Source organism: Variovorax paradoxus EPS, from assembly GCF_000184745.1.
In the GTDB taxonomy this organism is placed as follows: Bacteria; Pseudomonadota; Gammaproteobacteria; order Burkholderiales; family Burkholderiaceae_C; genus Variovorax; species Variovorax paradoxus_C.
This window is the reverse complement of the sequence record NC_014931.1, coordinates 1,965,764-1,979,395: the sequence shown is the minus strand read 5'-3', so window position 1 is coordinate 1,979,395 and position 13,632 is coordinate 1,965,764. Positions and strand designations below refer to the sequence as shown.

Here is a 13,632-nt window from a genome sequence, read left to right as displayed (position 1 = left end):
GAGGCTGAAGCAAGAAAAAACGGCAGTCGTTGGTGACAACGACTGCCGTTCTGTTGAGTGGTGGAGCTGGGGGGATTTGAACCCCCGTCCGCAAGCCTTCATCGCGCAGTTCTACATGTTTAGTGATCTGATTTGAGTCTCGCTTCCGGAGTCGCGCAGTCACACGCTAAACCGGACGCCAGCACCCTATTTTCTCGCCCCGACCCAAGGTACCCGGATCGGAGCCAGCCGATGTAATTATCTTTGCAGCCGGGAGGATTCAGATTGCTCTGTCACCCCCTTGCCCAGCCCATCGGCCTGCTGTTGCAAAGCTCACTGGCAATTAAGCAGCGAGTGCGAAACGTTCGTCGTTTGCAGTTAGTTTGTTTGAATCTGTTTTACGAGCGCATTCAGCTCGACATGCCCCGCTGCGACTCCGAACCCACGTCGAAACCAGTGCAGCCCCAAGCGCCCTATTTTAGGCGCTATCGAGCAAATGCAAGAGCTCCATGGGCAAAGAGATTGAGACGTCGGCCTCCCAGAGCGTGGCATCGGCCCGCGAACCCATGTAGCCATAGGTGGCGGCCACGGTCCGCATGCCGGCCGCACGGCCCGCGATGATGTCGCGCTCGTCGTCGCCCACGTAGATGCATGCTTCGGAGGGAACACCCAATCGGCGCGCCGCTTCGTGCAGCGGTTCGGGATGCGGCTTGGCATACGGCGTGGTGTCGCCGCTCACGATGGCGCCAGCGCTGGCGAAGAGCGGCATTGCCCGAGTCAACGGGTCCGTGAATCGCATCGACTTGTTGGTGACCACACCCCAGAGCAGGCCGCGCGCCTGGATGGCGTCGATCAGCGCCTGGATGCCATCGAACACCTGCGTGTTGAGCAACATGCGACGCTCATAGGCGACAAAGAATTCTTCCCGCAGCTCGGGGAATTCGGGAGCATCAGGCGTGATGCCGAATGCCACGCCGAGCATGCCGCGCGCACCTGAACCCGCATGCGGGCGATAGCGTTCGAGAGGATAGGATTCGAGGCCACGATCCGTTCGCATCTTGTCGGCGGCAGCACCCAGGTCAGGCGCGCTATCGATCAGCGTGCCATCGAGGTCGAACAGCACGGCTTGCGTGAGTGCCCCCTTCATCGCTGCGCGCCCGGCAGCGGAGGCCTCTGCGTAGCAAACATGTAATTGACGCTGGTATCGGCACTGAGCCAGTACCGGCGGGTCAGCGGGTTGTGCTCCATGCCGCGGGCGTGCCGCAGATCGAGGCCCGCCGCGCGACAGTAGGACGCAAGCTCGCTGGGGCGAATCAGCTTCGCATATTCATGGGTGCCGCGCGGCAGCATGCCAAGGATGTATTCCGCGCCAACGATCGCCAGCGCGAAGGACTTTAAATTGCGGTTGATGGTCGAGAAGAAGACCCACCCACCGGGCTTGACCAGCGTGGCACAGGCCTGGATCACCGAGGCGGGCTTCGGCACGTGCTCCAGCATTTCCATGCAGGTGACGACATCGAAGCTGCCGGGCTGCTCAGCAGCGAGTGCTTCGGCGCTGATCTCGCGGTACTTGACGCCGCGCGTACCGGCTTCGAGCGCGTGCAGCTGAGCGACCTTGAGCGCTTTGCCCGCCAGATCGATGCCCAGCACCTCGGCGCCCTTTCGGGCCATCGAATCGGCGAGGATTCCGCCACCGCAACCGATATCGACAACGCGGCGCTGAGAAATTGGCGCAATACCGTCAATCCATTCCAGGCGCAACGGATTGATTTCATGCAGCGGGCGGAATTCGCTCTCCAAATCCCACCATCGATGCGCAAGTTCTGAAAACTTGGCGAGTTCTGCCGGATCGGCATTCACGTTTTCTGTCATATGGCAATTATGAAGCGGGCAATGGATGACCTGTATCGGGCGATCTTGTCGAATGCTTGCCAACGGAATTCGACAGGCATAAAAAAACCCCGCCGAGGCGGGGTTTTCATCATCGATGGAATCGATTGATTAGTTGGCGCGGGTGCCGACCACTTCGATTTCCACGCGACGGTTCTTGGCGCGGCCTTCCTTGGTGCGGTTGTCAGCCACTGGCTGCTTCTCGCCCTTGCCTTCGGTGTAGACGCGGTTGCGTTCGATGCCCTTCGAGACCAGGAAGGCCTTGACGGCTTCGGCGCGACGCACCGACAGACGCTGGTTGTAGGCGTCCGTACCGATCGAGTCGGTGTGGCCCACAGCGATGATCACTTCGAGGTTGACGCCACGGATCTTCTCGACCAGGTCGGTCAGCTTGGCGCGACCTTCAGGCTTCAGAACCGACTTGTCGAAGTCGAAGAATGCGTCGGCAGCGAAGGTCACCTTCGAAGCAGCGACGGCCGGCGGTGCGCCAGGAGCAACGGGAGCTGCGCCAGGTGCTGCAGGCGCAGCGACTGCGGGAACCAAAGCGCCGTCGCAACCGGCGGCGGCGGTAGCCGGCGTCCAGTTGGCATCACGCCAGCACAGTTCGTTCGTGCCGTTCTTCCAGACCAGCTCGCCGGTGCCGTTTTGCCAGTTGTCGATCGTAGGACCGCCGTTCGCAGCGGTGACACGGGTCTGCGCGCCGGCGGCAGTGGCGAGCGCAGCGACTGCAAACATCATCGCCACTTTATTCAGTTTCTTCATGGTTCTCCTCTTGGGGAAAAAGCCGCAGCCGCGCTGCGAATCAAGGACGCTTTAAGTGACCACCACCCAAAACGTTGAGACGATTGTGCCATAGGGTCTTTGGCAAACAGGCCGCCGGACGCCCCCGAAGCGTAGGACGGAGGCGGAATAGCCGGCTTGTGTTGCGGCGGAGCGACACCCCTCACAGCGTAAAATTTCGCCTTCCTGCCGCCAGCCTCTCGCTCAATGACATCCTTCGCCAAAGAAACCCTGCCCATCAGTCTCGAAGAGGAAATGCGCAGCAGCTATCTCGATTACGCAATGAGCGTGATCGTGGGCCGGGCGCTCCCCGATGCACGCGACGGCCTCAAGCCCGTGCACCGGCGCGTGCTCTTCGCCATGCATGAGCTCAACAACGACTGGAACAGGCCGTACAAAAAGTCGGCCCGTATCGTCGGTGACGTGATCGGTAAATACCATCCGCACGGCGATCAATCGGTCTACGACACCATCGTGCGATTGGCGCAGGACTTCTCGATGCGCCACATGCTGGTCGATGGCCAGGGCAACTTCGGGTCGGTCGATGGAGACAACGCAGCCGCAATGCGTTATACGGAAATCCGGCTGGCCAAAATTGCGCATGAAATGCTGGCCGATATCGACAAGGAAACCGTCGACTTTCAGGACAATTACGACGGCTCCGAAAAAGAGCCGAAAGTTTTGCCGAGCCAGTTGCCGAATTTACTGGTCAATGGCTCCGGCGGTATTGCGGTCGGCATGGCCACCAATATCCCGCCGCACAATCTGAATGAAGTGGTGGACGCCTGCCTCCACCTGCTGCGCAATCCGCAAGCGACCATCGACGAGCTGATGGAAATCGTGCCTGCGCCCGACTTCCCCACCGCCGGCATCATCTACGGCATCAATGGTGTGAAGGACGGCTACCGCACCGGTCGCGGCAAGGTCGTGATGCGCGCCAAGTGCCACTTCGAGGACATCGACCGCGGCCAGCGCCAGGCGATCATCGTCGATGAGCTCCCCTACCAGGTCAACAAGAAGACGCTGCAGGAGCGCATGGCCGAGCTGGTGCACGAGAAGAAGATCGAAGGCATCAGCCACATCCAGGACGAGTCCGACAAGTCGGGCATGCGCCTGGTGATCGAGCTCAAGCGCGGCGAAGTGCCCGAGGTCGTGCTCAACAACCTCTACAAGCAGACGCAGCTGCAGGACACCTTCGGCATCAACATGGTGGCGCTGGTCAACGGCCAGCCCAAGCTGTGCAACCTGAAGGACCTGATCGAGGTCTTCCTGCAGCACCGTCGCGAAGTGGTCACGCGCCGCACCGTCTTCACGCTGCGCAAGGCCCGCGAACGCGGCCATGTGCTCGAAGGCCTGGCGGTGGCGCTGGCCAACATCGACGAGTTCATTCGCATCATCCGCGAATCGCCGACGCCGCCCGTCGCCAAGGCAGAGCTGATGACCCGCAGTTGGGACAGCAAGCTGGTGCGCGAAATGCTCACGCGTTCGCGCGCCGATGGTGGCGTGATCAACGCCGACGACTACCGCCCCGAAGGCCTCGAGCGCGAATTCGGCATGGGCTCGGATGGCCTCTACCGCCTCTCGGAAACGCAAGCGCAAGAAATCCTGCAGATGCGCCTGCAACGCCTGACCGGCCTCGAGCAAGACAAGATCGTCGCCGAGTACAAGGATGTGATGGCAGAGATCGACGACCTGCTCGACATCCTTGCCAAGCCCGAGCGCGTGTCGGTCATCATCGGCGACGAGCTGGGCACCATCAAGCAGGAGTTCGGCCAGAGCAAGCTCGGCGCACGCCGCAGCCTGGTCGAGCACAGCGCGTTCGACCTCTCGACCGAAGACCTGATCACCCCGACCGACATGGTGGTCACGCTCTCGCACAGCGGCTACATCAAGAGCCAGCCGCTGGGCGAATACCGTGCGCAGAAGCGCGGCGGCCGCGGCAAGCAGGCCACCGCCACGAAGGAAGACGACTGGATCGACCAGCTCTTCATTGCCAACACGCACGACTACATCCTGTGCTTCTCCAACCGCGGCCGGCTCTACTGGCTCAAGGTGTGGGAAGTGCCGGCGGGTTCGCGCGGCTCGCGCGGCCGGCCGATCGTCAACATGTTCCCGCTGCAAGAGGGCGAGAAGATCAACGTCGCGCTCGCCCTGACCGGCGAGAAGCGCAACTTCCCGGCTGACCAGTACGTGTTCATGTCGACCTCGATGGGCACCGTCAAGAAGACCGCGCTCGACGAGTTCAACAACCCGCGCAAGGGCGGCATCATTGCCGTGAACCTGGACGACGGCGACTATCTGATCGGCGCCGCCCTCACCGACGGCAAGCATGACGTGATGCTCTTCAGCGACGGCGGCAAGGCCGTGCGCTTCGCCGAAGACGACGTCCGCCCGCTGGGCCGCAATGCGCGCGGCGTGCGCGGCATGTCGCTCGACCCGGGCCAGGGTGTGATCGCCATGCTGGTGGCCGAAGACGAGCAGCAGAGCGTGCTCACCGCCACGGAAAATGGTTACGGAAAGCGAACAAGCATTACGGAATACACGCGTCACGGCCGCGGAACCAAAGGCATGATCGCGATTCAACAGAGTGAGCGCAACGGCAAGGTCGTTGCCGCCACCCTCGTGCATGCGGACGATGAGATCATGCTCATCACCGACAAGGGCGTGCTTGTGCGCACCCGGGTTGCCGAAATTCGTGAACTGGGTCGCGCGACGCAAGGCGTCACGCTGATCGGGCTTGACGAAGGCGCCAAACTCAGCGGGCTACAACGTATCGTCGAGAACGACGCGAACGGCGAAAGCGAGCCGGACGCGGACGATACTTCCTCATCTTCAACGGAGAATCCTCAGTGAAAAAAATCAAACTCGCACTTCTGACGGTAGCTTTGGCCAGCAGCTCGATGGCCGCCATGGCCCAGGACAAGGCCACGCTGATCAAGCAGTTCATCGACATCCAGCGCCCCGGCATCGAGTCGCTGGCGCGCGGCCTGGTCGAGCAGTCGAGTGCCCCGATCGCGCAAGCCGGTTCGCAATACCTGCAGACGCAAGTGCCTGAGGCCAAGCGCGAATCGGCCGCCAAGGCTGCCGACGCCGAGCTGAAGAAGTACTTCGACGACGCCTACCCCCTCGTGCGCGACAAGGCCGTGCAACTGGCACCGGGCGCCCTGACCCCGCTGCTCGAGCAGAACTTCAGCGAAGACGAGCTCAAGCAACTGCTGGCCTGGATCAACTCCCCGCTCAGCAAGAAGTATCAGGACCTGAATCCGAAGATGCAGACCGCATTGACGGAAAAGCTGGTGGCCGAAACCCGCGCCTCGATCGAACCCAAGATGCGCGCGCTCGACACCAACGTTGCCAAGGCACTCGGCGCTCCGACCGATGCCCCGGCCCAGGGTTCCGCACCCGCCAAGGCACCAGCCAAGGCCTCCACCAAGAAGTAAATCAACGTGACTCAGCAGCAGACGCCGGCCGGCAAGCGCCCCTACAACTTCTCGGCCGGTCCGGCTGCCATGCCGGAGGCGGTGCTGCAGCGCGCCGCCGCCGAAATGCTCGACTGGAACGGCAGCGGCATGAGCGTGATGGAAATGAGCCATCGCGGCAAGGAATTCGGCGCGATCTGCACGCAGGCCGAAGCCGACATCCGCACGCTGCTGGCTATTCCCTCCCACTTCCACATCCTGTTCATGCAGGGTGGCGGCCTTGGCGAAAACGCCATAGTGCCGATGAACCTGTCGCGCGGCAAAACCGCCGATTTCGTCATCACCGGCAGCTGGAGCATCAAGTCGCACAAGGAAGCGCAGCGCTATTGCACGGCGCGCGTGGCTGCAAGCAACGCCGACGACCAGCACACGAAGCTGCCCGATCCCTCGACCTGGCAGCTCGCCAAGGATGCCTCGTACGTGCACCTGTGCACCAACGAGACGATCAATGGCATCGAATTCCAGCAGTTGCCTGACCTCGCCGCACTCGGCAGCGATGCGCCTCTCATCATCGATTTTTCGTCGCACGTGGCTTCGCGCAGCGTCGACTGGAGCCGTGTGGGCCTCGCCTTCGGCGGCGCGCAGAAGAACCTGGGCCCGGCGGGCCTCACGATCGTCATCGTGCGCGACGACCTCCTGGGTCACGCCCTCGAGATCTGCCCGAGCGCCTTCAACTACAAGACCGTGGCCGACAACAACTCCATGTACAACACCCCGCCGACCTGGGGCATCTACATGGCGGGGCTCACGTTCCAGTGGCTGCTGCAGCAGACCGAAGGTTCGCTCACCGGCGTGGCCGCGATGGAGCAGCGCAACATCGAGAAGGCGAGGCTGCTGTACGACTTCATCGACGATTCCGACTTCTACGCCAACCGCATCGATGCAAGCTGCCGCTCGCGCATGAACGTGCCGTTCTTCCTGGCCGACGAAAGCCGGAACGAAGCCTTTCTGGCCGGCGCTCGCGAAGCCGGGCTGTTGCAGCTCAAGGGCCACAAGTCGGTCGGCGGCATGCGCGCCAGCATCTACAACGCCATGCCGCTGGCAGGGGTGCAGGCCCTCGTGGGCTACATGCGAGAATTCGCGCGATCGCATGCCTAGGCGCATGCCCTAGCTGCTCGCACCGATGACCGCCTCCGCACCCACACCGCCCTCCTCCAACTACAACTCCGAAAGCCTTGCCGATCTGCGCGTGCAGATCGACTCGCTCGATCAACGCCTGCTGAGCCTGCTCAACGAGCGGGCCCACGTGGCCGAACTGGTCGGTGAGGTCAAGAAACGCGAAGGCACGCCGTTCTTTCGCCCCGACCGCGTCGCCGCCGTCATCGACAAGATGCAGAAAAGCAATGGCGGCCCGCTCAAGGACCTCCATGTGGCCGCCATCTGGCGCGAAATCATGTCGGCCTGCCTGGCGCTCGAATCGCCGCAGCGCGTGGCCGTGCTGGGACCTGAAGGCACCTTCTGCGAACAGGCCGCCATCGAATACTTCGGCGGCGCCGCCGACCTGATCTATTGCGCCAGCTTCGACGAGGTGTTCCACGCCACCGCCGCGGGCAGCGCCCAATACGGTGTGGTCGGCGTCGAGAACTCGACCGAAGGCGTGGTCACCCGCTCGCTCGACCTGTTCCTGCATTCGCCCACCCATGTGGTCGGCGAAGTCAGCCTGCTGGTGCGCCACCATCTGCTGCGCAGCGAGAACTCGCTCGAAGGCATCGAGGCCGTGCTGGCCCATCCCCAGGCGCTTGCTCAATGCCAGACCTGGCTGTCCAAGCACCTGCCCAATGCCGAACGCCGCGCCGTCTCGAGCAATGCCGAAGGCGCACGCCTCGCGGCTTCCAATCCGGCTTGGGCCGGGCTCGCCGGCGAACGCGCCGCCACGCGCTTCGGCCTGCACATCGTGGCGCATGCCATCCAGGACGATTCGTACAACCGCACCCGCTTCTCGGTGATTTGCCTGCCGCAGACGCTGGCCATGCCACCGGCATCGGGCAAGGACTGCACGAGCCTGATCGTCTCGGTGCCGAACCAGCCCGGCGCGGTGCACGACCTGCTGGTGCCGCTCAAGGCCAACAACGTGTCGATGACGCGCTTCGAGTCGCGTCCCGCGCGCACCGGCCAGTGGGAGTACTACTTCTACATCGACCTGGACGGCCATCCCTCGCAGCCCAACGTGGCCGCGGCGCTGGCCGAGCTGCGCGGACTCTGCGCGTTCTACAAGGTGCTTGGCGCCTACCCCGTCAAAGCCTGAGCCGGACAGACACGATGTTCGAGCAACTTGGATTGATCGGCTGCGGCCTCATGGGCGGCTCCTTTGCGCTCGCGCTCAAGCGCGCGAAGCTGGTGAAACGCGTGGTCGGCTACAGCAAGTCGCCCTCCACCACCGAACGGGCACGCCAACTCGGCGTGATCGATGTGGCGGCGCCCTCCGCGCTCTTGGCGGTGTCGGGCGCCGATCTCGTCCTGCTGGCCGTGCCGGTGGCCGCCTCGGAAGCAATGTTCAAGGCGATTCGCCATGGCATCTCGAACGAGACGCTGGTGATGGACGTCGGCTCCACCAAAGGCGACGTGATCGAAGCCGCCCGCAACGGCCTGCAGAAGCAGTTCGCGAACTTCGTTCCGGCGCATCCGATCGCCGGCAAGGAAGTCTCAGGCATCGAGCATGCCGAAGCTTCGCTCTTTACTGGCCGCCAGGTCGTGCTGACGCCAGTGAAAACGACGCTGCGCTCGAACGTGCAGCGCGCCTCGCAGGTCTGGAGCGGCATCGGTGCCAACGTCGTCACGATGACGCATGAAGCGCACGACGCCGCCTTCGCCGCCGTGAGCCATCTGCCACACCTTCTGGCCTTCGCGTACATCAACGCGCTGACCGCGCAGCCCGATGGCGACCGCTTCCTGGACCTCGCCGGGCCGGGCTTTCGCGACTTCTCGCGCATCGCCGCCAGTGATCCGGTCATGTGGCGCGATGTGCTGCTGGCCAATCGCGAGCAAGTGCTCCAACAGTCGCGGGCCGTCCGCCAGGCGCTCGATGATCTCGAAGCGCTGATGACCGCCGGCGACCTTCAGGGGCTGGAGCAATCCATCGCCTCCGCCAGCAAGGCGCGCGCGCGATGGAAGCCGAATTCGAGCTCCGACGCCTCGGCGCAGCAGGACAGCTGACCCTCATGTTCTCGACCGCATTCCTCGACCTTCCGCCCCTCGTGGGTGCCGCCGGCACGGTCCGGCTGCCGGGCTCCAAGAGCATCTCGAATCGCGTGTTGCTGCTGGCCGCGCTCGCGAGCGGCACCACCACGATCCACGACCTGCTCGACTCCGACGACACGCGCGTGATGCTCGACGCCCTGCGCGCGCTCGGCTGCGGCATCCAGCCTTCGGGGAGCACGCTGCAGATCACCGGCCTTGGCGGCCAATTGAAGTCCAGCGGGGCGCTGCTGCCGCTGTTCCTCGGCAACGCCGGGACCGCGATGCGCCCGCTGACGGCCGCGCTCTCGCTGCTGGGCGGCGATTTCGAACTGAGCGGCGTGCCGCGCATGCACGAGCGGCCGATCGGCGACCTGGTCGACGCGCTCACCCAGCTCGGCTGCAACATCGACTACCTCGGCAACCCCGGTTACCCGCCGCTGCGCATCCACCCGGTCGACCATGACGACCTGGCGCTCGACGCGCCGATCCGCGTGCGCGGGGACGTCTCCAGCCAGTTCCTCACGGCCCTGCTGCTGGCGCTGCCCATCGCAGCCCGCAACGACATCGTGATCGAGGTGGTCGGCGAGCTGATCTCCAAGCCCTACATCGAGATCACGCTGAACCTCCTGGCGCGTTTCGGCATTACGGTGCGGCGCGACGGCTGGGAGCGGTTCACCATTCCCGCCGGCAGCAGCTACAGCTCGCCGGGCGACATCCACGTCGAGGCCGACGCCTCTTCTGCTAGTTATTTCATAGCACTGGGCGCTATCGCCACGGGTGTTTCCGGCAAGACCGGCATCCGGATCGAAGGCGTGGGCGCCGATTCGATCCAGGGCGACATCCGCTTCATCGACGCGGCCCGCCAGATGGGCGCCGAGGTCGACAGCGGTCCGAACTGGCTCGAAGTGCGCCGCGGCGCTTGGCCCCTCAAGGCCATCGACCTCGACGCGAACCACATCCCCGATGCGGCGATGACGCTCGCCGTCATGGCGCTCTACGCCGATGGCCCGAGCACGCTGCGCAACATCGCCAGCTGGCGGGTGAAGGAAACCGACCGCATCGACGCCATGGCCAACGAGCTCCAGAAGCTCGGCGCCACGGTCGAAGCCGGCCCCGATTTCATCCGGGTGCATCCGCTCGCGCAGGCCGGCTGGCAGGCGGCGAGCATCCGCACGTACGACGACCATCGCGTGGCGATGTGCTTCTCGCTCGCGGCGTTCAACCCGGCGGGCGTGCCGGTGCGCATCCTCGAGCCGCACTGCGTCGCCAAGACCTTCCCCGACTACTTCGAAACCCTGTTCTCGGTCGCCGAGGCCGCCGAGGTGCCGGTGATCTGCATCGACGGCCCGACGGCCTCGGGCAAGGGCACGCTCGCGGCCGAAGTGGCGCGCCTCCTGGGCTACCACTACCTGGATTCGGGCTCGCTCTACCGCGTGACGGGCCTTGCCATGCGCCGCGCCGGCCTCAGCGCCGATGCGCAGCACGAGGCGCAGATCGCCGCGCTGGCAGCAGCCCTCCCTCTCCAGTTCACCGAGGGCAAGGTGATGCTGGACGGTGAGGATGTGAGCGACGAGATCCGCACCGAAGCTGCCGGCATGGACGCCTCGCGCGTCTCGACGCTGCCCGCGGTCCGCGAGGCGCTCCTGGCGCTGCAACAGCGCTTTCGGCAGCTCCCCGGCCTGGTAGCCGACGGCCGCGACATGGGCACCGTGATCTTCCCGGACGCCACGCTCAAGGTCTTCCTCACGGCGAGCGCCGCCCAGAGGGCGGAACGGCGTCATAAGCAGTTGATTTCAAAGGGTATTTCGGCTACACTCGACAGTCTTCGCTCCGACTTGGAAGCACGCGACGCCCGGGACTCCTCCCGCAGCGTCGCTCCTCTGAAGCCGGCGCAGGATGCCCGCCACCTCGACAACTCCCAGCTGTCCATCGAAAAATCGATCGACACGGTGTTGGACTGGTGGCAGCAAGTGCAGCCTTTCAAGTCCGCTTGAAGGGCCCGCGCCAACCGGGTTTTCCGGGTGGCGCCTACCGCTCCAGCAGGCTCTTTTCGCGCGACAGCGCACCGGCCTTCTGGTTGTTCAACCAACCCGGGCACCAGCCCACAAAACCGCCGTCTCCAGATCCACAGCAGCCGCACGCAATTTCGCAAGAGCGCCTGCCAACCCTGCCTGACGGAAGGAACCATAAATGTCTGAATCTTTTGCCGACCTATTCGAAGAGTCCCTGAAGCGTTCCGAAATGCGCACCGGCGAGGTCATCACGGCCGAAGTCGTGCGTGTCGAACACAACCACGTCGTCGTCAACGCCGGTCTGAAGTCCGAAGCGTATGTGCCGATCGAGGAGTTCAAGAACGACAAGGGCGAACTCGAAGTCCAGGCCGGCGATTTCGTTTCCGTTGCCATCGGCAGCGTTGAAAACGGCTACGGCGACACCATCCTCTCGCGCGACACCGCCAAGCGCCTCGCTTCGTGGCTCGCCCTCGAGAAGGCCCTGGAATCGGGCGACTTCGTCACCGGCACCACCAGCGGCAAGGTCAAGGGCGGTCTGACCGTCCTGGTCAACGGCATCCGCGCGTTCCTGCCGGGTTCGCTGATCGACACGCGTCCGATCAAGGATCTGACCCCGTACGAAAACAAGACCCTCGAATTCAAGGTCATCAAGCTCGACCGCAAGCGCAACAACGTCGTGCTGTCGCGCCGTGCCGTGGTCGAAGCCAGCATGGGCGAAGAACGCGCCAAGCTGATGGAAACCCTGAAGGAAGGCGCTGTTGTCCGCGGCGTGGTCAAGAACATCACCGAATACGGCGCGTTCGTGGACCTCGGCGGCATCGACGGCCTGCTGCACATCACCGACATGGCATGGCGCCGTGTCCGCCACCCGAGCGAAGTCGTTCAGGCCGGCCAGGAAATCACCGCCAAGATCCTCAAGTTCGACACCGAAAAGAACCGTGTCTCGCTGGGTCTGAAGCAAATGGGCGACGACCCGTGGATGGGCGTTTCGCGCCGCTACCCGCAATCGACCCGCCTGTTCGGCAAGGTCACGAACATTGCCGACTACGGCGCGTTCGTCGAGCTCGAGCCCGGCATCGAAGGCCTGGTGCACGTCTCCGAAATGGACTGGACCAACAAGAACATCGCTCCGAACAAGATCGTCTCGCTGGGCGACGAAGTCGAAGTCATGGTCCTGGAAATCGACGAAGACAAGCGCCGCATCAGCCTGGGCATGAAGCAGTGCAAGGCCAACCCGTGGCAAGAGTTCGCGCAAAACACCAAGCGTGGCGACCGCGTCAAGGGCCCGATCAAGTCGATCACCGACTTCGGCGTGTTCGTGGGTCTGGCTGCCGGCATCGACGGCCTGGTTCACCTCTCGGATCTCTCGTGGAACGAAGCCGGCGAAACCGCCGTTCGCAACTACAAGAAGGGCCAGGAAGTCGAAGCGATCGTGCTGGCAGTCGACGTCGACCGCGAGCGCATCTCGCTGGGCATCAAGCAGCTCGACAGCGACCCGTTCACCACGTTCACCACCGTGAACGACAAGGGCCAGATCGTGACCGGCAAGGTCAAGACGGTTGATGCCCGCGGCGCTGAAATCGACCTGGGCGAAGACATCCTCGGCTACCTGCGTGCTTCGGAAATCTCGCGCGACCGCGTCGAAGATGCCCGCAACGTGCTGAAGGAAGGCGACGAAGTCACCGCCATCGTCGTGAACGTGGATCGCAAGACCCGCAACATCCAGCTGTCCATCAAGCAGAAGGACATGGTCGACGAACAAGGCGCCATGGCCAACCTGAGCCAGCAGTCGGCACGCGAAAACGCGGGCACGACGAGCCTGGGCGCCCTGCTGCGCGCCAAGCTCGACAACAACGACAGCAAGTAAGCTGAGTCCGAAGACAGAGCAGGCCAGGCGCTCAGCTTGGCCACTCTGTCTTTTTTTTCGTCCACGTTTTCTCTGCACTGGCCTTATGACCCGCTCTGACCTCGTCGAAGAACTCGCAGCGCGCTTTGCGCAGCTCACGCACCGCGATGCCGAATACGCCGTCAAGACCATCCTGGACGCGATGAGCGACGCATTGGTGCGCGGGCATCGCATCGAGATCCGCGGGTTCGGCAGCTTCTCGGTCAACCGGCGTCCGCCGCGCATCGGACGCAATCCGCGTTCGGGCGAGAGCGTGCAGATCCCGGAAAAACGGGTGCCGCATTTCAAGCCAGGCAAGGCCTTGCGCGAGGCTGTCGATGCGAAGACCGCCGAGCTCGACGCCAAGGAAGCCAAGGGCCGCAAGGCCTGATCCGCGTGGATGTTGCAAACGTAGAATGCCTCCGGCAAC

11 protein-coding genes and 1 other RNA gene are annotated in these 13,632 nt (G+C 63.8%); 8 read left to right on the top strand and 4 right to left on the bottom strand.

Annotated features, from left to right (window positions below):
• Nucleotides 1-58: 58 nt before the first annotated feature.
• From ssrA to ompA, 4 genes are all read right to left on the bottom strand, one after another.
• Nucleotides 59-445: a transfer-messenger RNA gene (gene ssrA / locus VARPA_RS30515) on the bottom strand.
• Between the two features lie 12 nt (nucleotides 446-457).
• On the bottom strand, nucleotides 458-1,126 hold the full coding sequence (locus VARPA_RS08960; RefSeq protein ID WP_013540234.1) for an HAD-IA family hydrolase: 669 nt from the start codon (nucleotides 1,124-1,126) through the stop codon (nucleotides 458-460).
• Entirely contained in the window at nucleotides 1,123-1,851 is a 729-nt protein-coding gene (ubiG, locus tag VARPA_RS08955; protein WP_013540233.1) for a bifunctional 2-polyprenyl-6-hydroxyphenol methylase/3-demethylubiquinol 3-O-methyltransferase UbiG, read from the bottom strand. Before ubiG ends, VARPA_RS08960 begins: the two co-directional genes overlap by 4 nt.
• A 129-nt stretch (nucleotides 1,852-1,980) precedes the next feature.
• Nucleotides 1,981-2,631, bottom strand: coding sequence for an outer membrane protein OmpA (gene ompA, locus VARPA_RS08950; RefSeq protein WP_013540232.1), 651 nt, complete (start codon nucleotides 2,629-2,631; stop codon nucleotides 1,981-1,983).
• 225 nt (nucleotides 2,632-2,856) lie between these two features.
• Here ompA and gyrA point away from each other — a divergent pair, with 225 nt between their 5' ends.
• The 8 genes from gyrA to VARPA_RS08910 all read left to right on the top strand — a co-directional run bounded on the left by gyrA (nucleotide 2,857) and on the right by VARPA_RS08910 (nucleotide 13,593).
• A complete protein-coding gene (gene gyrA / locus VARPA_RS08945; protein WP_013540231.1) occupies nucleotides 2,857-5,502 on the top strand; it encodes a DNA gyrase subunit A in 2,646 nt (881 codons plus the stop codon).
• Nucleotides 5,499-6,089, top strand: a complete 591-nt coding sequence (locus VARPA_RS08940) for a DUF2059 domain-containing protein (protein WP_041942827.1) — start codon at nucleotides 5,499-5,501, stop codon at nucleotides 6,087-6,089. The genes gyrA and VARPA_RS08940 overlap by 4 nt, the downstream gene beginning before the upstream one ends.
• A 69-nt stretch (nucleotides 6,090-6,158) precedes the next feature.
• Nucleotides 6,159-7,226: a 3-phosphoserine/phosphohydroxythreonine transaminase gene (gene serC / locus VARPA_RS08935; protein WP_234975051.1), complete on the top strand. Its 1,068-nt coding sequence runs from the start codon at nucleotides 6,159-6,161 to the stop codon at nucleotides 7,224-7,226.
• Nucleotides 7,227-7,251: 25 nt separating this feature from the next.
• Nucleotides 7,252-8,373 carry a prephenate dehydratase gene (pheA, locus tag VARPA_RS08930; RefSeq protein ID WP_013540228.1) on the top strand — a complete coding sequence of 374 codons (1,122 nt, stop codon included), beginning with the start codon at nucleotides 7,252-7,254 and terminating at the stop codon, nucleotides 8,371-8,373.
• A 14-nt stretch (nucleotides 8,374-8,387) separates the two neighbouring features.
• Nucleotides 8,388-9,281 carry a prephenate dehydrogenase gene (locus VARPA_RS08925; RefSeq protein ID WP_013540227.1) on the top strand — a complete coding sequence of 298 codons (894 nt, stop codon included), beginning with the start codon at nucleotides 8,388-8,390 and terminating at the stop codon, nucleotides 9,279-9,281.
• A 5-nt stretch (nucleotides 9,282-9,286) separates the two neighbouring features.
• Nucleotides 9,287-11,299 carry a bifunctional 3-phosphoshikimate 1-carboxyvinyltransferase/cytidylate kinase gene (locus VARPA_RS08920; protein ID WP_041943438.1) on the top strand — a complete coding sequence of 671 codons (2,013 nt, stop codon included), beginning with the start codon at nucleotides 9,287-9,289 and terminating at the stop codon, nucleotides 11,297-11,299.
• Nucleotides 11,300-11,495: 196 nt separating this feature from the next.
• The gene (rpsA, locus tag VARPA_RS08915) at nucleotides 11,496-13,184 is read left to right on the top strand and encodes a 30S ribosomal protein S1 (RefSeq protein WP_013540225.1); all 1,689 of its coding nucleotides are present in this window, start codon (nucleotides 11,496-11,498) and stop codon (nucleotides 13,182-13,184) included.
• A 1-nt stretch (nucleotide 13,185) separates the two neighbouring features.
• A complete protein-coding gene (locus tag VARPA_RS08910) occupies nucleotides 13,186-13,593 on the top strand; it encodes an integration host factor subunit beta (RefSeq protein ID WP_373425346.1) in 408 nt (135 codons plus the stop codon).
• Nucleotides 13,594-13,632: the final 39 nt, after the last annotated feature.

Coding starts and splice junctions, on each gene's coding strand:
- pheA (WP_013540228.1), top strand. CDS start 7,252: ATGACCGCCTCCGCACCCACACCGCCCTCCTCCAACTACAACTCCGAA.
- gyrA (WP_013540231.1), top strand. CDS start 2,857: ATGACATCCTTCGCCAAAGAAACCCTGCCCATCAGTCTCGAAGAGGAA.
- VARPA_RS08925 (WP_013540227.1), top strand. CDS start 8,388: ATGTTCGAGCAACTTGGATTGATCGGCTGCGGCCTCATGGGCGGCTCC.
- ompA (WP_013540232.1), bottom strand. CDS start 2,631: ATGAAGAAACTGAATAAAGTGGCGATGATGTTTGCAGTCGCTGCGCTC.
- VARPA_RS08920 (WP_041943438.1), top strand. CDS start 9,287: ATGTTCTCGACCGCATTCCTCGACCTTCCGCCCCTCGTGGGTGCCGCC.
- ubiG (WP_013540233.1), bottom strand. CDS start 1,851: ATGACAGAAAACGTGAATGCCGATCCGGCAGAACTCGCCAAGTTTTCA.
- serC (WP_234975051.1), top strand. CDS start 6,159: ATGCCGGAGGCGGTGCTGCAGCGCGCCGCCGCCGAAATGCTCGACTGG.
- VARPA_RS08960 (WP_013540234.1), bottom strand. CDS start 1,126: ATGAAGGGGGCACTCACGCAAGCCGTGCTGTTCGACCTCGATGGCACG.
- rpsA (WP_013540225.1), top strand. CDS start 11,496: ATGTCTGAATCTTTTGCCGACCTATTCGAAGAGTCCCTGAAGCGTTCC.